This window comes from Nonomuraea sp. NPDC004580 (assembly GCF_040609855.1).
Taxonomy (GTDB): domain Bacteria; phylum Actinomycetota; class Actinomycetes; order Streptosporangiales; family Streptosporangiaceae; genus Nonomuraea; species Nonomuraea salmonea.
Genome location: NZ_JBEXLH010000004.1, coordinates 185164 through 202763, shown reverse-complemented (window position 1 = coordinate 202763; position 17600 = coordinate 185164). Strand labels below are relative to the sequence as shown.

Here is a 17600-nt window from a genome sequence, read left to right as displayed (position 1 = left end):
CCCTTCGATCATCGGCGGCCGCATTCCCCAGGGTTGCGGCACTGGGAAGTGCGGCCGGTCGTCATGCGGTGGCCTGGCAGGTGGTGCCCGGGGACGGGAGCCTCAAGCTGGTGAAGTAGCGGTTGACGTGAGCGGTGACGCAGCCGCCCTTGCCGTAGACGTAGAGCGCGTGGCCATGTCCGTCGTAGCGGACGCTTGCGGAGCCCGGCACGTGGCGGATGATGCCGGCGACCTCGTCGTGGTCGGTCCAGCTGCCGACTCCGAGGAAGGGCACCAGACCGCTGGTGGGCAGCGGCGTCGGCGGGTTGGTGACGGGAGCGGGCCAACCGGCGCAGCCCAGCGGCCACCACGCCCGCTGCCCCGCGAAGTTCGGCGACAGCTCTTGCGCCCTGCGCAGTGCGCTGCGGTAGGCCGCGTAGCTCTCGTATGCTCGGCCGTCGAGGCAGTGGGTCATGTTCTGCCCGGCGAGTGAGGGGAGCTTGGGGCTGCCGGTGGCGCGACGGACGTACTCGGCGAATCCGGAGGCGTCGCCCTCGGCGGCCTTCTTGATCGCCTCGGCCAGCTCGACCCAGCGCGGCACGTCCGGTTCCGGGCCGGGCGAGATGAAGCTGGGGGCGGCGGCCACCTTCAGGTCGAACCCGGTGTAGGCGGCTCCGGTCGGGTCGTTGTGCACCGGTACGGGTGAGCGGTCGGCGGCGACCACCAGCCGACGCCACACCTCACCGGTGTCCTGCCCGTGCAGGGCGCAGGCCGTGGCCGAACGGCACCAGGCGGCGAACCGCTCCAGTGCCTTCTCCGCCCTCAGATACATGGAGGGTTCCCTGGCCACCGTCTCCTCGACATGGCCGGCGGTGCCGTCCATGACCATGGCGCGGATGCGGGAGGGGAACAGGCGGGCGTAGGCCAGCGCGGGATGCCCGCCGTAGGAGGTGGCGAGGAAGCTCAGCCGCTGCTCGCCCATCGCGGTGCGGACGGCCTCGATGTCGCGGGCGACCGAGGCCGAGTCCATGTGGTCGAAGAAAGCCGGGTCCGCCGACCGGCACCGCTGCGCGTGTTCGCGGTTGGTCCGGGCGAGTGCGGCGTACTCGGCACGGGTGTCCGGCAGGGTGATGTAAGGGCCGGTGGCCAGGCACTCGTACGGCAGTACGCCGCCGGGCTTGACGGTGTTGCGCGGGTCGAAGGTGACCACGTCGAAGCGGTCACGCAGCTTGGCGAACCTCGCGTGGAACTGCTTCAGCTCATCGATGCCCGACACACCGGGACCGCCGGGGATGGCGAACACCGTGCCGATCCGGCGTGCCGCACCGGAGGCCGGAAGCATCGCGATGGGCACGGTGATCTTCCGTCCCGCGGGCTCCGTCCAGATGAGGGGCACCTGGACGGAGGCACAGCGCATGTCCTTAGGGGCGTCCTTGTCGGTACACGGTCCCCAAGCCAGCGAGGACGGGCCGGAGCCGGCCGAGTCTGCGGTGGCGGGCACCGCCACCAGCGCGGCCGAAAGCGTGGCGGCCGCTCCAACGGCCGCCACCTTGAGGCGTCCCTTGAGCGCGGTCACCGTCGCGCCCGCCGTCAGGGCTGCGGCGACGTAGACGACGAGCAGCGCGGCCGCCGCCCCAGAAGGCAGCAGGCCGCCGCCCACTCCGGCGATCTGCGACGGCAGATTCTCCATCATGTACGAGCCCACCTGCGAACGCAGCGGCGACGGCAGCGCCTGGGCGACGATCGGGATCACCAGGAAGAACATGACGAGCGCGACCAGGCTGCCGGGGGTCGACCGGATCGCCGCCCCCACACCGAGCCCGATCAGCGCCGCGGCCGTCATGGACAGCCCGGCGACGATCACCGTGGCGAGCACGCCCGGCTCCGAAAGCGGGGTGCCGAGGGTGCCCCCGTCAAGCAGCATCTGACCGGCGCGGTCACCGAGGACGGCCTGGGCGGCCAGATGCATCGCGAACGCCAGCACCTGGCCGGCGACCAGGGTGACCGCGGCCAGCCCGGGGATCTTCGCGAACAGGAACACCTGCCGCCGCGGCACCGCCGCCAGGCTTGTACGGATCATCCCTGTGGCGTGCTCGGAGGTGATCGAGAGCGCGCCCAGCGTGCCCAGCACGAAGTAGGCGACCGGCAGCCCGGTGCCCAGCCCGGCGCCGTTGCTGGTGAAGCGCATCCGCTCCTCGAACGTCTGGCGGTCGAACCCCCGGCCCACCAGGTACGCCACCCCAGCGCAGACCAGCACGGCGAGGACCGAGACGGCCAGCAGGTAGACATTGGAGCGGAGCGAGCGCAGCTTGTACCACTCCGAGGCGATCACATCCCTCATCGGGGCACCCCCGAGACGGTGGCGGGGCGGGCGCCGTACTGGACGCTGTCCTCGGTCAGTTCCATGAACGCCTCCTCCAGCGAGGCGCTGCGCGGCGTCAGCTCCCGCAGCGCGATGCCCGCCCGCAGGGCCAGCTCGCCGATCTCTGCCGCGTCCATGCCTCGCACCGTCAGGTCGCCCGGCGCCAGGGCGTCTGCGGTCACGCTCGCGCTGTGCGCGCGCAGGGTCTGCGCCAGCCGATCCGGATGCGCCGTGCGGACCAAGACATCGCGCTGGAACCGTGCGGCGAGTGCGTCCGTCGTCGTGTCGGCGATCAGCCGGCCGCGCCCGATGACGATGACGTGGTCGGCGGTGAGGGCCAGCTCGTTCATCAGATGACTGGACAGCAGGACGGTACGACCGTCGGCCGCGAGCGAGCGCAGCAGGTCGCGGATCCAGCGGATGCCCTCCGGGTCCAGGCCGTTGAGTGGCTCGTCGAACATCAGCACCGCCGGGTCGCCGAGCAGCGCGGCCGCGATGCCAAGGCGCTGCTTCATGCCCAAGGAGAACCCGCCGATCCGCAGGTTCGCCACGTCGGTCAAGCCGACCTGGTCGAGCACGGCGGCCACCCGCTGCACGCCGATACCGTTGCTGCGTGCCAGGCAGCCGAGATGGTCGCGGGCCGTACGCCCGCCGTGCACCGCCCCGGCCTCCAGCAGCGCCCCCATCGTGCGCATGGGACGGCGCAGCGCCGCGTACGGGCGACCGTCCACCAGCGCCTCACCCGCGGTGGGGAGTTCCAGCCCGAGGACGACTCGCATGGTCGTGGACTTGCCTGCTCCGTTCGGCCCCAGGAAACCGGTCACCAGGCCCGGCTTGACCGTGAAGGTCAGGTCGTCCACGGCGAGCGTGCGGCCGTATCGCTTGCTCAGCCCTCGCACTTCGATCACGTCTCATCCTTGTCCGCCAGATCCGGCCGATCAGCTCGATCCGATCGGCCGGATCAGCCTCGCGGCCCCGGGCTCCGGCCTCCATAGGTGCCGGCCCACCGGCCAGGGTGGGAAACAGCCACCTCAAGGGGTAGGGCCGGCCCCACCGTGTTCTCCTCGCCGGCAGGGCAGACTGCACCTGTGATAGGGATACGACCCGCGTTCGGCGGGCCGGCGCGACAGGCCGTCAATGCTCTGGTGGGGTACGCGCGGAACGCGGTGAGCAGCCTGGCGGCACTGGCGCTGAACGCGGTCACCGGCCTTGCGGCGCTGGTGGTGCTCGCTCTGGTGGTGGTGAGCGCCGCCCTCGTGCCGGTGGCCGGTCTCGGGCGGGCGCCGCTCGGCCTCGGGCTCGGTCTCGTCCATCGCCTGGCCGCCCACCAGCGCCGCTGGGCGGGCCGGGTACTCGACAGGGACGGCGCCGCAGGAGGTCACCGGCGTGAAATGGGCCGGCCATGGCGGGCCACTGAGGTGCCGGAAGCGCGCCGGCGCGGCACGCGGCGTGAACTGGGCTGGCTGGCCGTGCACGTCGTCACGGGCCCCGCTCCGGTGGCGGCGGTGTGGGCGATGCTGGCCGCCCTGGACTACGTCTGGTTCCGGCTGCAGCCGGCGCAGACGGGCACGCTGAACACGTTCGCGCTCAGCTTGTCCATCGTGGCTATCGCGGCGGTCGCCCTCATGGCCATCTTCCAGTTCCGCATCGGGCAGGCGCGACTGGCGCGACGGCTGCTGGACGGTGGCACCGCGACGGACGCGCGGATCCGGGCGCTGACCGCGTCGCGAGCCGCGGTGGTCGACGCGCGCGCCGCCGAGTTGCGGCGCATCGAACGCGACCTGCACGACGGCGCCCAGGCCAAGCTGATCGCCATCTCCATGCACCTGGGGCTGGCCCGCGGCTCCCGTGATCCGGACGAGATGGCCCGCATGATCGACGAGGCGCGAGAGGTGGCCGGCCAGGCGCTGACGGACCTGCGCGACTTGGTGCGTGGCATTCATCCCCCGGTGCTGTCCGACCGAGGTCTGGCCGGCGCCATCGAGGCGTCCGCGCTGCTGTGCCCGATACCGGTCGAGGTCGACATCGATCTGCCCGGCCGCCCGCAACCGCCCGTGGAGTCCGCCGTCTACTTCGCCGTCGCCGAGGCGCTGGTCAACGTGGCTAAGCACAGCGGCGCCTCACGCGCATGGGTGCGGCTGCGGCACACCACCGGCGTGCTTCGCATGACCGTGGGCGACAACGGGTGCGGCATGGTGCGTTGTGACGGTGGCACCGGAGTGCGTGGCATCGAGGACCGCCTGTCCGCCTTCGACGGCTCGCTCACTGTGAGCAGCCCTCAAGGCGGCCCTACCATACTGACCATGGAGGTCCCGTGCGCGTTGTCATAGCCGAAGACCTGACACTCCTGAGGGACGGGCTGGTCCGCCTGCTGTCGGCGAACGGCTTCACCGTCGTGGAGGCCGTGGACAACGGTCCCATGCTGCTGGAGGCCCTGGTCAGGCACCGCCCGGACGTGTCCGTGATCGACGTGCGGCTACCGCCCGGCTTCACCGACGAGGGGCTGCGCGCGGCGCTGGAGGCGCGCAGCCAGGTGCCGGGGCTGCCGGTGCTGATCCTCTCGCAGTACGTGGAGCAGCTCTACGCCAGGGAGCTGTTGTGCGACCACTCCGGCGGTGTGGGCTACCTGCTGAAGGACCGGGTGGGCGACGTCGACAGATTCGTCGACGCGGTACGCCAGGTCGCCGGTGGCGGCACCGCGATGGACCCGGAGGTGGTCTCCCAGCTGCTGACCCGCCGCAGCCGCGACGAGCCGCTCGCCACACTGACCGTCCGGGAGCGTGAGGTGCTCGCGCTCATGGCGGAGGGCATGTCCAACCTGGCCATCGCCGCCCGCTTCCAGGTCACCGACAAGGCGATCGGCAAGCACACGAACAACATCTTCGCCAAACTCGGCCTTCCTCCGTCCGACGATCACAACCGGCGCGTCATGGCGGTTCTGGCCTACCTGCAAGCCACACCCACACCATCACGACCACCGGCGTAGCGCTCACCTGCATTGCTTGGAACAGCGTGAGCGGACCGTCGCCTACCCGGCAGCTCTACGACACCCGCGAATCGACGACTGCCCAGCAGATCGTCGGCTCGATCTGCCTGTCGATCCTGCTCGGTGGCGCCGCAGAAGTGACGTCGCCGCCACCCTGGGATCGGAGCTGATCCTGGGTGGCGGCGTCGCGAGCGCGTTCCTGCTGGTCACCAGGTGACGGGCAGCTCGTGCATGCCGTAGACCGTGGCCTCCTCCTTGAACGACAGCTGCTCGGCGGGGACGGCCAGCCGCAGCGTCGGCACCCGGCGGAACAGCGTGCTGAAGAAGATCTCCAGCTCCACCCGCGCCAGGTTCTGGCCCAGGCACTGGTGGGCGCCGTAGCCGAAGGCGAGGTGGTTGCGGGCGCCGCGCTCGATGTCGAACCGCTCGGGGTCCTCGAACACCTCCGGGTCGCGGTTGCCGGCGTTGGCCAGCATGAGCACGCCCGACCCGGCCGGGATCACGGTGCCGCTCAGCTCGACGTCCTCCAGCGTGACCCGCGCCATCGCGAACTCGGCGATCGTGAAGTAGCGCAGCAGCTCCTCGACGGCGTGCTCGGCCTTCTCGGGGTGCTCGCGCAGCGCCTGCGCCGCCTCGGGATGCTCTTGGAGCAGCAGGTACGTGCCCAGCGAGATCATGTTCGCGGTCGTCTCGTGACCGCCGATGAGCAGCAGGAACGCCAGGCTGATCAGCGCCTGGTGGTCCACCGTGCCGGTCTCGCGCTGCTTGGCGATCTGACGGCCGAGCAGGTCGTCGGTGGGCTGCTGCTCCTTGGCGGTGATCAGCTTGTCGAGGTAGACGGCCAGCTCCAGCACCGCGTGCTGGCGTTCCTGCTCGCTGGCGCGCCGGTTGAGCAGCTGCGCGGAGTTGGTCTGGAAGAAGTCGTGGTCGTCGTACGGCACGCCGAGCAGCTCACAGATCACCAGCGACGGCACCGGCAGCGCGACGGCGTGCACGAGATCGGCCGGGCGCGGACCCGCCAGCATGGCGTCCAGGTGCTCGTCCACGATCTGCTGGATGCGCGGCCGCATGGCGGCGATGCGCCGCAGCGTGAACTCGCCGACCACGGCCCGGCGGACGGGCCCGTGCTCGGGCGGGTCCATCTCCAGCATCATCTTCGGCAGCGGCGAGGACGCGGGCTGCTCGCTGCCGTCGTTGACCAGGCGCGGCGCGGCGGGATGGCGGCGGTTCGCGCTGAAGCGCGGGTCGCTCAGAACCGTCCTGATGTCCTCGTAGCGGGTGGCCACCCAGGCGTCGCGGCCCGTGGGCAGCTTGACCTTGGCGACGGGCCGCTCGCGCAACAGCCGCACGTGCTGCTCGGGCGGGGCGAACGGGCACCCGCGCGCGGTCTGCAGCGTCTCAGCGGAGTCAATGGTCAAGACTCTCCCCCTTCATCACGGCCCATCGATGTGACGGAAGCGGCGCTCACGGCCTGGGCAGCAGTGCGTCCACGGCCTCGCGCAGCGGTCCGGCCAGGTCCTCGTCCGAGGCCGTGGCCAGGGGCCGCAGCCCGGTGGAGACCCGCAGCGTGGCCACCCCGACGGACAGGGCCAGCACCAGCTGGGCGCGCAGCATCAGCCGCTCACCCTCAGGCACGTCAGGCCGCCATCCTGCCGCGGCGGCCAGGTCCTCGCTGGTGGACCTGAGCAGCCCGACGCGCATCCGCTCGGTGTGCTCGTCACCGGACGTGCGCAGCAGGAGCAGCAGCACGTCGGTCAGCCGCCCCTCGCCGGTCGCGGTGATGACGTGCCTGATGGCGTCGGGGATGGGGGCGTGGTCGGCGATGCGGCGCAGCTCCTCGGACGCGGCCTCCAGGCACGCCTCGAACAACCCTTCCTTCGACTGGAAGTAGCGGTTGACGAGGGCGACGTTGACACCGACGTCGTCGGTGATGTCGCGGACGGTCGTCGCGGCGTAGCCGTCGTGCGCGAAGCGTTTGAGCGCCGCGTCGAGCAGCCGCTGCCGGGTCCTGGCCGCGTCGCGGCGCCGGACGACCTCGGTGCCGCCTCCGGTCATCGATGTCCCTTTCCGTTTACTCCGGCAGGATAGCGGCGACCGGCCGTGGATGTAAATCGCTGTTGACTTAACGGTTCGCGTAGTCGGGGCCGAGGACGTTCAGCAGCGCCAGGGCCTCGGCGTCGGCGGATCCTGGAGGCGCGCTGTAGAGGATGAGGTGCTGGTCGCAGTCGGTGAGCGCGAGCGAGTCGCAGTCCACGGTGACGGAACCGACGACCGGGTGGTGGAAGGTCTTGGAGAGGGTGGGCGCGGGCTGCACGTCGTGCCGCTCCCAGAGGCGGGCGAACTCGGGGCTGCCGGTACGCAGCTCTTCGATCAGCTCGGCGACCTCGGGGTCGGACGGGTAGCGGGCCTGGGTGCGGCGCAGCTCCATGACGACGTGCTGGCGGAAGACGCCGGCGTCGGAGATCCCGTACGGGCGGGGCCCCTCCAGTGTCCAGGGCAGGAAGGCCCGGCGCGCGACGTTGCGATCCTTCGGGGCGAGCTTGCCGAAGTCCTCCATGAGCGCGGTGGCCAGGTGGTTCCATGCGAGCACCTCGAACGCGGCAGAGGTGACGAAGGCGGCCGTCTGCGGCAGCCGCTCCAGCAGCGCGAGGATGCTCGGGCGCACGTCGCGCGGGTGCAGCCCGGTACGGCTCTCCGCGGTGCCCGCCAGCACGTGGAGGTGGCGGGACTCGGCGTCGGTGAGCCGCAGTGCGGCGGCGATCCCGGCCAGGACCTCACCCGACGGGCGCGGCGCCCGGCCCTGCTCCAGGCGGACGTAGTACTCGGTGGAGATGTGCGCGAGCACCGCCACCTCCTCGCGGCGCAGGCCGGGTGTCCGGCGGCGCGGCCCCGAGGGCAGGCCGACGTCCTCCGGGCGGAGCCGCTCCCGCCTGCTGCGAAGAAAGGCCGCGAGTTCCTGTTTGTCCATATCTCCAGTGTGCCCGCCGCGTGGCCGCGTAGCCTGGTACCGGTTGTGCCTGCATCCGCACCGGCCACCCGGCTGACACTGATCGCATGACCAACACCACTGTTTCCGCCCCTGTCGGCCTGCTCACCGGCAAGGTGACGCTCATCACCGGCGCCAGCCGCGGCATCGGCGAGGCCGCTGCCCGGCTCTTCGCCCGCGAGGGCGCCGCCGTCGTGCTCGCCGCCCGCAGCGCCGGCGTACTGGACAAGATCGTGGCCGAGATCCGCGAGGACGGCGGCGTCGCCGACGCCGTGGCCGTGGACCTGGCCGACCGAGCGAGCGTCCGCGCGGCGGTCGAGCGGGTCGAGGAGCTGCACGGGCGGCTGGACGGCGCGTTCAACAACGGCGCGGCGATCCAGCAGCCCGGGCCGCTCGACACCACCAGCGACGAGGACATCGACCGGCAGTTCGCGGTGAACTTCCGCGGGCACTGGACGGCCATGACCGCCGAGGCCGCGCTGATGCGGCGCGGCGGTGGCGGCGCCATCGTCAACACCTCCAGCATCGGCAGCCGCCGCGCCAACCCCGCGCTGCCGGCGTACGGGGCGATGAAGCGGGCGCTCAACAGCATCACCGAGACCGCCGCGGTGAGCTGGGCGTCCGACGGCATCCGGGTGAACGGCATCACCCCCGGCGCCACCGTCACCGAGATGATGGACGAATGGGAGGCCATGACACCCGGCGTCCAGAAGCACGCGACCGCCATGACCCCGCTCGGCCGGATGGCCGAGCCCCTTGAGGTCGCCGAGGTGGCGGCGTGGCTGCTCAGCGACCGCGCCTCGATGGTGACCGGCGCGATCGTCCCGGTGGACGGCGGCGCCGGCGCCTGACCCGCGCGGGTTTCCGACCCGCACGCGGCCCGGCGCGGCCCGGCCCGCGCGAGGGTCGAAGCAGCCTGATCCAGGCCTGCTCGCGCGGTCAGAGGAGGCGTCGCTGGACGATGTCGGCGATCACCGTGCTGACCATGGCCGCCACCGCCTGCTCCTCGGGCGGCCCCGCCGCGCGGTCGGCGAACAGCAGGTGACCGGCCCCGACCAGAGTCAGCGCGTGCGTCGCCGCGTCGGTGTCGGCGGCGACCCGGCCCAGCTCGCACTCGCGGGCGAGGTAGGACCGCAGCATGGCAACCCCCTCGGCCAGCAGCGGGACCCCGGACGGGGTGGACTGGCGCAGGCGGGCGCGCAGCTCGTCGCGGAAGATGATCAAACCGGCGATCGACACGGTGACCGGGTCGAACAGCTCGATCAGCGCGGCGGTGAGGTTGCCCGCGACCGTGCCGGTGCCCGCGGCGGCGACGAGCGCGGCGGCCTGGGCGTCGAGGCGGGCGATGCGGTCGCGTACCAGCTCGACGAGGAACGCGTCGAAGTCCGCGAAGTGGCGGTGCAGCACCCCCTTGGCGACCCCCGCCTCGGCGGTGAGCGCCCGGCTGGTCAGGCCCTCGGGGCCGGCGCGCAGCAGCACCCGCTCGGCCGCCCCGAACAGCTGCGCGCGGACGTCGCGGATGGCAATGCCGGTCGGCATCGTCCGTCTCCCTCTCGATGTGCGGTGAGACCGGCGGGTCTCACAGGTCGGCCACGAAGTCCAGCGCGATCGCCCAGGCGCGCTCGGCCGCCTCGGGGTCGTAGTCGGGCAGGTCGGGGTCGGTGAACAGGTGGCCGGCGCCCGCGTAGCGGAACACCTCGACGTCGGCCCGCGCCCTGCGCATCTGGATGTACCAGGCGTTGAGCCAGTCGGCCGGCTCGCTGGTGTCGGGGTCGGCGACGTGGAGCTGCACCGGCAGGTCGTCGGCCGCGACGCCGTCGGCCATGTCGGAGGTGCCGTGCATGAGCAGCAGGCCGCGCGAGCGCTCGTCGCCCAGGGCGAGGTTCTGTGCCAGCGCGGCGCCCAGCGAGAAGCCGGCGTAGACCAGGCCGTGCTCCGACAGCGGGGCCGCGGCGGCAACGGCCCGCTTGAGCAGCTCGTCGCGGCCGAGCTCCTCCTTGATCGCGATGCCCTCCTCGGGGATGCCGACCACCCGGCCGTCGTAGAGATCGGGCACGTGCACCTCGTGTCCGGCCGTCCGCAACCTGTCGGCGGCCTGGTGGACGGCGGGCCGCAGGCCGTACATCGAGTGCAAGAGGAGAATCCGTGCCATGCGCGCAGCTTAGCCGCCCCGGCGGGGCGGCTCACGCGGGCGCGGGGGCGGCGGCGCGCAGCCGGTGGTCGAGCGCGGCGCCTCCGGCTGCGGCGGTGACCCCTTTGCGTAGCCACTGCTCCACTGCCGCGCTCATCCGCGCGCCCGCCTCCAGCGCCGCCGCCTTGCCCGCCACCGGGTTGGTGCCGGCCGCCTGGCCGAGGATCACGCCCAGCACCAGGCGACCTTCGACCCGGGAGGCCCACATCAGGTTGCCGCCCGCGGCGGTGCCCGAGCCGGTCTTCACGCCGATCACGCCGTGCGTGCCCAGCAGCGTGTTCGTGCTGGGCAGCCGCCTGGAGTCGCCCGGCACGGCGGTGTCCGCCTGCGCCACCACCGCGCGGAAGACGGGGTCGCGCATGGCCTCCTTGGCCAGCTTGAGCTGGTCGGACGCGGTGCTGACCGTGCTGTCCTCGATGCCGCTGGCCCCCGTGTACGTGGTGGCGGTCATGCCGAGGCGGCGCGCGGCGGCGTTCATGCGGACGGCGAAGCGCTCCTCCGAGCCGGCGTCCCACCGGGCCAGCAGCCGGGCCGCGTTGTTGCCGGACGGCACCAGCATCAGCTCCAGCAGCCGCCGCAGCCGGATCCGCCGGCCCTCGACCAGCGGGACGGTGGACTCCTGCGGCAGGAAGGACTCCTCGGCCGCCGTCCGGTCCACGGTGATCCACGGGCCCTGGCCGGACGGCCTGAGCGGGTGACGGCGCAGCAGCACGTACGCGGTCATCACCTTCGTCACGCTCGCGATCGGCACCGGCTCGGCGCCCCCGCTCGAACCCAGGCCGCCCACGCCCACGACCTCCACCGCGGCCTGCCCCTCGTCCGGCCACGGCAGCGGCACGTCCGTGCCGGAGGCGACCCCGCACCCGGACAGCACGCACACCAGCACAAGCATCACGAATCTCCGCATGCCGGCCAGCGTGCGGCACCGATGTCTCCGGCCCGCGATGAGCGCGTCTCCGCCGGGCGGCGACCATGCGTCAGGTGTGTAGCAACGGCCTCAGCCCGGACGGCGGAGGGTGCGGCGCACGGCCAGCCCGCCGAGTGCCGCCGAGGCCAGCGTCAGGATCGCCGCCTCCGTCCACTGGAAGCGCCAGAACCGGGACGGCGGGTGGTAGTACACGGCGTAGCGGTAGCCCTTGCCGAACAGGCACGCCTGCCATGCCTCGGCGTTCCTGTTGCTCCGCCCCGCGTCGACGCGGCGCGGGCAGCCGGTGTTCGAAGGGTCGTCCACCTCTTTCCCCGACGGTTCGACCCAGGCGGCGCGCACCAGCCGGGCGTCCTGGTCGGGCAGCACCACCGTGCCGGTCAGCTCAGCGCGGGCCGGCTCGGCGTAGTGGTCGCTGAGCTGGAACAGCGTGAACATGGTCGCCGCCACACCGGCCACGACCAGCGCCATCGCGGGCAGCGTCCGCCGGAACATGGTGCCGGCGAGCGTGCCGAGCGCGTACGCGTACAGCCACCACGCCGCCGGCGCCACGCCGACCATGTTGAACACGCCGATGTTGCCGAACGCGGAGTCGATCCCCGTCCTGAAGACCGGCCGCCACAGGCTCACCATGAGCGAGAGCAGCAGCCCGCCGGCCACGACCGCCCCGCCCAGCACCGACAGCTTGATCGCCAGCCAGCGCCCCACGGACACGGACTGGGTCCAGGCCAGGCGGTGGGTGCCGCGCTCGTACTCGCGGCCGAGCAGCGGTGCGCCCCAGAACGCGCCGATCAGCGCAGGAGCGACCAGGGGCATCCAGCCGAACACCGAGTACACCGCGTCGTAGCGCTGCCCGAGTGCCACGGCCAGGTCGCCGCAGGCCACGGCGGGTCCCGGGCAGCCGGGCGGTGCGTGCTCGGCGACGTACCGGCCGGCCTCCACTCCCGAGCCGAGCAGCAGCACGCCGAGTGCTGCCAGGAAGCCCGCCGTCACGAGGATCTGCGCCCGGTGCTGGCGCCACGTCACCCAGATCACGCGCGTACCCCCGCGAGCCCCGGCAGCGCCGCCGACTCAGGGCTGCGCAGGTAGCCCATGACCAGCTCGCCCAGCCCTGGACGGCGCGCCTGCCAGCGCGGGTCGGGCGGGAGCGCGCCCCTGACCAGCAGGCTGACCTGCCTGCCGGTACGGCTCGCGGTCACCACGTGGGTGCCCGCCGTCGACGCCTCCTCCGGCCCGGTGAGCACGACATGCCCGTCGAGCAAGTCCTCGATGTCGCCGCTTACCTGCAGCCTGCCGCCGTTGAGCACGATCAGCCAGTCGCATGTCTCCTCCAGGTCGGAGACGACGTGTGAGGACAGCAGCACGGTCAGCTCGCGCCCGGCCACCTCCGCCATGATCGACCGCATCACGTCGTGGCGGGCCAGGGGGTCGAGGTTGGCCAGCGGCTCGTCCAGCACGAGCAGGTCGGGCCGCCTTGCCAGCGCCAGGGTGACCGCCACCTGTGCCTGCTGGCCGCCCGACAGCCGGCCGGCCTTGCGATCCAGCGGGATGCCCAGCGCGGCGAGCCGGTCGGCCGCGGCGGCGTCGTCCCAGTGCCGGTTCATGCGGCGGCCGAAGGTGAGCATCTCGGCGACGGTGAAAGCGTCGTACAGCGGCTTGTCCTGGGCCACGAACGCCACCTCGCCGGCCACCCGCACGCCGCCCATCGCGGGCCGCAGCAGGCCGACGGCCGCGTGCATGAGCGTCGTCTTGCCGGCGCCGTTGGGGCCGACGAGCGCCGCCACGCGTCCTGCGGGCAGCGACAGCGAGCAGTCGCGCAGCGCCCACGTACGGCGGTAGCGGACGCACAGCCCGGTCGCCTCCAGCGCGGGGTTCATGCCGCGCCCTCCTTCGCGACGTCGGCCACGACCACGGTGAACAGCGCCCGCAGGTCCTCCTCGTCGAGCCCCGCCGCGCGGGCGTCGCGCACCCACGACTCCAGGGACCGCCGCAGCCGCGTGTGGTCGGCGAGCGTCGCGCCCGCGATGCCCTGCCGGACGAACGTCCCCATCCCAGGCCGCCCCTCGACCAGCCCTTCGCGCTCCAGCTCCCGGTACGCCTTGAGCACGGTGTTGGGGTTGATGGCCAGGCGCTCGACCACCTCGCGGGCGGTCGGCAACTGGTCGCCGGGCCGCAGCGTGCCGAGCCGGAGAGCCTGTTTCACCTGGTGCACGAGCTGCAGGTAGGTCGAGACCCCCGACCCGCGTTCCAGGTTGAACTCGATCAAGCCAGAATCACCCTTTCACTATTTAAGTAGTGAAAGGGTGATGGAGGAGGTCGCTCGTTGTCAACTCGCCCGGTTCAGGAGACGGAGGCGTCGAGGTCGGTGCCGGCGACCGTCAGCACGCCGTCGATGTCCAGGTCAGCCACATCACCGCGGCCGTCGTCAGGCCGCGCACCGCGTCGCGGCGCACGAAGATCAGGCCGCCGCCGATGAAGCCGATGCCCGACACGATCTGCGCGGCCACCCGGGAAGGGTCGAGGGCGACGTTGTCGCCGAGCACGTCCGCGAAGCCGTACTTGGAGACCAGCATGATCAGTGCAGAGGCGAAGCCGACCAGCGTGTGCGTCCACAGCCCCGCACACCCGCGATGAGCTGGGCTCTCACGGTCGGCTCACGCGTCCTGCCGGACCCTGGCGGCACGTTTCCAGGCAGTTCACCAGGAGGGGAAGCAGTATGCGGTACTCGTACAAACTCGCCACCGCGCTCGCTCTGACGGCGGCCGTGGGCGTGCCGGCCGCACCGGCGGCGCAGGCGGCCACGGCGACGTCGTCGTGCCGGGTGGAGTTCTACGACCTCGACGCGATCGAGGTGGCCGAATCGGACGGGAAGGACGAGATCCGGGTGCGGCTGCTTCCGTACCTGTATCCCGGGGGCTGGGTGAACATGCGCGCCGGCGACGACGCGGACCCCGCCGACTTCAACATCCCCGACATCACCATCAGCGGCAACACCATCAAGTCCTACAGCCTGCGCGAGGTCACCCCGCCGCTGGTCGGGGCCGGTGTCGAGCTGGGCGAGGTCGAGGTCTACGGCGGGACGTGCCAGACGCTCGACCCCGGCGAGGTCTACACCTACACGAAGAACATCGTCGGCACGTACGAGGAGTCGTTCTGGTACGTGATGAAGGTCCGCATGATCGGCCAGTGACGGCTCAGCCGGCGACCCAGTCCATGTGGTCGATCCAGTGCTCGAACAGCGCCCGGTCGCCCTGCACGTCGAGCGCGGGCGCCGCGTCGAGGGCGCGGCGCCTGGTGATCACGAGGAGGAGGTCGGTGGCCGGGCCGCTGACCGTGACGTCGGCCTTGTCGCCGCCCTGCTCCAGGACGACGCCGTCCTGCTCGCGGCGGGCCAGCCAGTCGCCGGCGGCGTCGGTGGCGCGGAAGCGCAGGGTCTGGCCGTCTCCGCGCATCGCCTCGGCGAAGCGCGGCACGTTGTCCCAGTAGCCGCGCGAGGTCATCGTGGTCAGCCAGTCGGCCAGGGCCGCGACCGCGAGGTCGGGCGCCAGCTCGTAGGGCAGGCCGAGCGCCGCCGCCGCGTCGGCCCGGTGGACGCAGACCTCGCCGAACACCCGGCGCGCCCAGAACGGCACGCCCGCCGCGGCGCCCGACGGATCCCACACCGGCGTGTCATCGGAGACCGAGGAGTATGCCTGCCGCACCTCGGCCGCGCAGCGGGTCAGCCATTCGCGCCACTCGGCCGGATCCGTCGGACCGGGGACGGCGCCGGTGAACGCCGGGGTCGGGTCGATCAGCCGGTCACCGACCAGCATGGTCACCATCCGCTGCACCCCGCCGACGTGGTCGACGAGGTCGGCCAGCGTCCACTCAGGGCAGGTCGGCACGGGGGTCGCGGCGTCCTTGCCGTCGACCCAGTCGGCCAGCGTGTCCGTCTGCTCGACGGCGGCCCTCACGTATGCGGATGTGTCCATGGCCACTACTCCAGATGCTCGATGTTGTCGATCAGACCGTACCGGCCTCGTCCGACATTTTGCCGGGAGATCGCCGAGTCGTGAGGAACGCGCGGACTGCCGGATCGGTGGTGAGTCCGACGGCCTGCGCGTACGCCGCCGCCGCGTCCTCGTGCCGCCCGAGCCTGGCCAGCAGGTCACCCCGTACGGCGTGGTACGGCTGGAACCGCTCCCGCTCGGTCGGGAGGGCTTCGAGGAGGTCCAGCCCGTGCCGCGGAGAGTCCGTCCGTCCTGCGACGGCCGCGTGCGCGACCGGGCCGCCCAGGCTGGGCGCGACCCTACCCGCCTGCACGCGTTCCATCGCGGGCCAGAAGGCCCGGTCGGCGGCCAGGTGGAAGGAGCAGGAGGGCACGTTGACCAGCAGCCGCTCGCCCGACAACTCGCCCGCGCAGGCGGGAGGGCTGCTCAACGCCGTACGGCAGGCCGGGGCCATGCTCGGCGTCGCCGTCATGGGCGGCGTTGCGGGGCCGGCGGCCGCGATGGTGCTCGCGGCGGTGGTGTGCGCGGCGGCGGAGATCTGGTGCGCCGCCGCTCCACAACGATAATCGACACCTTGGCGAGAAAAATCGACATAGTGTAGATTTTGTGCTGTGGGGAGCCGGCCGGGCTCCTCCTCGGAGCCCTTGGAGGGGGACATGCAGCAACAGAAGTGGCTCATCACCGGCGTCAGCTCGGGCCTCGGCCGGGCCATCGCCCAGGCGGCGCTGGCCGCCGGGCACACCGTCACGGGGACCGTCCGCTCCGAGGCGGACCTGCGGGCGTTCGAGGAGCTGGAGCCGGGCCGCGCGCACGGCCGCATGCTCGACGTGACCGACGACGAGGCGGTCACCCGGGTGTTCGCCGACGTCGAGCAGAACGTCGGCCCGCTCGACGTCGTCATCGCCAACGCCGGTTACGGCCTGGAGGGCACGTTCGAGGAGACCCCGCTGGCGGAGGTGCGGCGGCAGTTCGAGGTCAACGTCTTCGGGGCGGTGTCCACGCTGCGAGCGGTGCTCCCTTACATGCGGCAGCGCCGCCGCGGCCACCTGATGGCCGTCACCTCCATGGCCGGGATGATGACGGTGCCCGGCATGTCCGCCTACTGCGGTAGCAAGTGGGCCATGGAGGGCATCCTCGCGTCGCTGGGCCAGGAGGTCGAGCAGTTCGGCATCCACGTGACGGCGATCGAGCCGGGCTCGTTCCGTACGGACTGGGCGGGGCGGTCCATGACGCGCGCCGAGCACTTCATCGAGGACTACGACGAGCTGTTCATGCCCATCCGCCAGAAGCGGCTCAAGGCGAGCGGCAACCAGCTGGGCAATCCGGCCAAGGCCGGGGAGGCCGTCGTGCACATCGCCTCGATCGAGGAGCCGCCGGCCCACCTGGTGCTGGGCTCCGACGCGCTGCGCCTGATCGCCGCCCAGCGCGCCGCCGTGGAGGAGGACATCCGCGCATGGGAGGAGCTCTCCCGTACGACGGACTTCCCCGAGGGCGCGCAGCTCTGATGCCCGGCACCCAGCCCGCGCGGCGCCGGCGCGCCACGGAGCGCAAGGGGGATCTGAGGGAGCGGGCGATCCTCGACACCTGCGAGTCGCTGCTGGCGGAGAAGGGCTACGAGGCGATGACGGTCGGCGACATCGCCCAGGGCGCCGGCATCACCCGCGGCGCGCTCTACTTCTACTTCGGCTCGAAGCAGGAGGTGGTCACGGCGCTCGTGGCGCGGACCGTCGAGCACCTGTGGGAGCGCTCGCGGGCCACGGCCGAGAGCGACGACCCGCGCCAGGCCATCGCGGCGGCCATGCGACGCACGATCGAGCTGTGGAACGAGCACGGCCTGGTCATGCGCACGGCGATCGACCTGTCGCTGACCGTGCCGGAGATCGGGCAGCTGTGGAGCCACACGGCCGACCTGTTCACCGGAGCCATCGTCGCCGTGCTGGAACGGGCGGGCGTGCCGGCCGGCGGCGCGCCCGACCAGGCGGCGGCGATGGCCCGCGCGCTGTGCTGGATGATCGAGCGGAGCTTCTACCACGCCTCGCAGGAGTCGCCAGGGAGCCTGGAGCTGGCGTCGGCGGCATGCGAGCACATCTGGCTGACGTGTGCCGGGCTGACCAGGCAGGGGTGAAACGGTCAGTATTGGAGAAGCCCTCGTCGCGGGCGCGCACCTAACCTGAGTCGCATG

20 protein-coding genes and 1 pseudogene are annotated in these 17600 nt (G+C 72.2%); 7 read left to right on the top strand and 14 right to left on the bottom strand.

What is annotated here, in order from left to right; all coding sequences use genetic code 11:
* Positions 1 to 61: 61 nt before the first annotated feature.
* Both ABZW11_RS08110 and ABZW11_RS08105 read right to left on the bottom strand, forming a co-directional pair.
* Positions 62 to 2320: an alpha/beta fold hydrolase gene (locus ABZW11_RS08110; protein ID WP_355413941.1), complete on the bottom strand. Its 2259-nt coding sequence runs from the start codon at positions 2318 to 2320 to the stop codon at positions 62 to 64.
* Positions 2317 to 3249 (bottom strand): ATP-binding cassette domain-containing protein, encoded by a 933-nt coding sequence (locus ABZW11_RS08105; protein ID WP_355413939.1) that lies wholly within the window; start codon positions 3247 to 3249, stop codon positions 2317 to 2319. The genes ABZW11_RS08110 and ABZW11_RS08105 overlap by 4 nt, the downstream gene beginning before the upstream one ends.
* Before the next feature lie 237 nt (positions 3250 to 3486).
* On the opposite strand from ABZW11_RS08105, the gene ABZW11_RS08100 reads away from it, so the two are divergent.
* Entirely contained in the window at positions 3487 to 4671 is a 1185-nt protein-coding gene (locus ABZW11_RS08100) for a histidine kinase (RefSeq protein ID WP_355413937.1), read from the top strand.
* On the top strand, positions 4656 to 5327 hold the full coding sequence (locus ABZW11_RS08095) for a response regulator transcription factor (RefSeq protein ID WP_355413935.1): 672 nt from the start codon (positions 4656 to 4658) through the stop codon (positions 5325 to 5327). Before ABZW11_RS08100 ends, ABZW11_RS08095 begins: the two co-directional genes overlap by 16 nt.
* Before the next feature lie 206 nt (positions 5328 to 5533).
* Here the strand turns inward: ABZW11_RS08095 and ABZW11_RS08090 are convergent, their stop codons facing one another.
* The 3 genes from ABZW11_RS08090 to ABZW11_RS08080 form a co-directional block, all read right to left on the bottom strand.
* A complete protein-coding gene (locus tag ABZW11_RS08090) occupies positions 5534 to 6745 on the bottom strand; it encodes a cytochrome P450 (RefSeq protein WP_355413933.1) in 1212 nt (403 codons plus the stop codon).
* Between the two features lie 46 nt (positions 6746 to 6791).
* Positions 6792 to 7382: a TetR family transcriptional regulator gene (locus ABZW11_RS08085; protein WP_355413931.1), complete on the bottom strand. Its 591-nt coding sequence runs from the start codon at positions 7380 to 7382 to the stop codon at positions 6792 to 6794.
* Between the two features lie 67 nt (positions 7383 to 7449).
* On the bottom strand, positions 7450 to 8295 hold the full coding sequence (locus tag ABZW11_RS08080) for a helix-turn-helix transcriptional regulator (protein WP_355413929.1): 846 nt from the start codon (positions 8293 to 8295) through the stop codon (positions 7450 to 7452).
* Between the two features lie 86 nt (positions 8296 to 8381).
* On the opposite strand from ABZW11_RS08080, the gene ABZW11_RS08075 reads away from it, so the two are divergent.
* A complete protein-coding gene (locus tag ABZW11_RS08075) occupies positions 8382 to 9164 on the top strand; it encodes an SDR family oxidoreductase (protein ID WP_355413928.1) in 783 nt (260 codons plus the stop codon).
* A gap of 88 nt (positions 9165 to 9252) precedes the next feature.
* Here ABZW11_RS08075 and ABZW11_RS08070 read toward each other — a convergent pair whose 3' ends face one another.
* From ABZW11_RS08070 to ABZW11_RS08040, 7 genes and pseudogenes are all read right to left on the bottom strand, one after another.
* Positions 9253 to 9852 (bottom strand): TetR/AcrR family transcriptional regulator, encoded by a 600-nt coding sequence (locus ABZW11_RS08070; protein ID WP_355413926.1) that lies wholly within the window; start codon positions 9850 to 9852, stop codon positions 9253 to 9255.
* Between the two features lie 40 nt (positions 9853 to 9892).
* Entirely contained in the window at positions 9893 to 10465 is a 573-nt protein-coding gene (locus ABZW11_RS08065) for a dienelactone hydrolase family protein (RefSeq protein ID WP_355413924.1), read from the bottom strand.
* A gap of 31 nt (positions 10466 to 10496) precedes the next feature.
* On the bottom strand, positions 10497 to 11411 hold the full coding sequence (locus ABZW11_RS08060) for a serine hydrolase (protein WP_355413922.1): 915 nt from the start codon (positions 11409 to 11411) through the stop codon (positions 10497 to 10499).
* Positions 11412 to 11501: 90 nt separating this feature from the next.
* Entirely contained in the window at positions 11502 to 12464 is a 963-nt protein-coding gene (locus tag ABZW11_RS08055; protein WP_355413920.1) for a hypothetical protein, read from the bottom strand.
* Positions 12461 to 13306, bottom strand: a complete 846-nt coding sequence (locus tag ABZW11_RS08050) for an ABC transporter ATP-binding protein (RefSeq protein ID WP_355413918.1) — start codon at positions 13304 to 13306, stop codon at positions 12461 to 12463. The genes ABZW11_RS08055 and ABZW11_RS08050 overlap by 4 nt, the downstream gene beginning before the upstream one ends.
* Positions 13303 to 13695: a GntR family transcriptional regulator gene (locus ABZW11_RS08045; protein WP_355413917.1), complete on the bottom strand. Its 393-nt coding sequence runs from the start codon at positions 13693 to 13695 to the stop codon at positions 13303 to 13305. The genes ABZW11_RS08050 and ABZW11_RS08045 overlap by 4 nt, the downstream gene beginning before the upstream one ends.
* Before the next feature lie 136 nt (positions 13696 to 13831).
* Positions 13832 to 14068, bottom strand: a pseudogene (locus ABZW11_RS08040) (MgtC/SapB family protein); the annotation flags it as partial.
* Between the two features lie 77 nt (positions 14069 to 14145).
* Here ABZW11_RS08040 and ABZW11_RS08035 point away from each other — a divergent pair.
* Positions 14146 to 14619, top strand: a complete 474-nt coding sequence (locus ABZW11_RS08035) for a hypothetical protein (protein ID WP_355413916.1) — start codon at positions 14146 to 14148, stop codon at positions 14617 to 14619.
* Between the two features lie 4 nt (positions 14620 to 14623).
* On the opposite strand, the gene ABZW11_RS08030 is transcribed toward ABZW11_RS08035, so the two are convergent.
* Both ABZW11_RS08030 and ABZW11_RS08025 read right to left on the bottom strand, forming a co-directional pair.
* On the bottom strand, positions 14624 to 15400 hold the full coding sequence (locus ABZW11_RS08030) for a maleylpyruvate isomerase family mycothiol-dependent enzyme (protein ID WP_355413914.1): 777 nt from the start codon (positions 15398 to 15400) through the stop codon (positions 14624 to 14626).
* Between the two features lie 31 nt (positions 15401 to 15431).
* The gene (locus ABZW11_RS08025; protein WP_355413912.1) at positions 15432 to 15791 is read right to left on the bottom strand and encodes a hypothetical protein; all 360 of its coding nucleotides are present in this window, start codon (positions 15789 to 15791) and stop codon (positions 15432 to 15434) included.
* Position 15792: 1 nt separating this feature from the next.
* On the opposite strand from ABZW11_RS08025, the gene ABZW11_RS08020 reads away from it, so the two are divergent.
* The 3 genes from ABZW11_RS08020 to ABZW11_RS08010 all read left to right on the top strand — a co-directional run bounded on the left by ABZW11_RS08020 (position 15793) and on the right by ABZW11_RS08010 (position 17543).
* Entirely contained in the window at positions 15793 to 15984 is a 192-nt protein-coding gene (locus ABZW11_RS08020) for a hypothetical protein (RefSeq protein WP_355413910.1), read from the top strand.
* Positions 15985 to 16074: 90 nt separating this feature from the next.
* The gene (locus tag ABZW11_RS08015; RefSeq protein WP_355413908.1) at positions 16075 to 16923 is read left to right on the top strand and encodes an oxidoreductase; all 849 of its coding nucleotides are present in this window, start codon (positions 16075 to 16077) and stop codon (positions 16921 to 16923) included.
* Positions 16923 to 17543 carry a TetR/AcrR family transcriptional regulator gene (locus tag ABZW11_RS08010; protein WP_355413906.1) on the top strand — a complete coding sequence of 207 codons (621 nt, stop codon included), beginning with the start codon at positions 16923 to 16925 and terminating at the stop codon, positions 17541 to 17543. Before ABZW11_RS08015 ends, ABZW11_RS08010 begins: the two co-directional genes overlap by 1 nt.
* Positions 17544 to 17600: the final 57 nt, after the last annotated feature.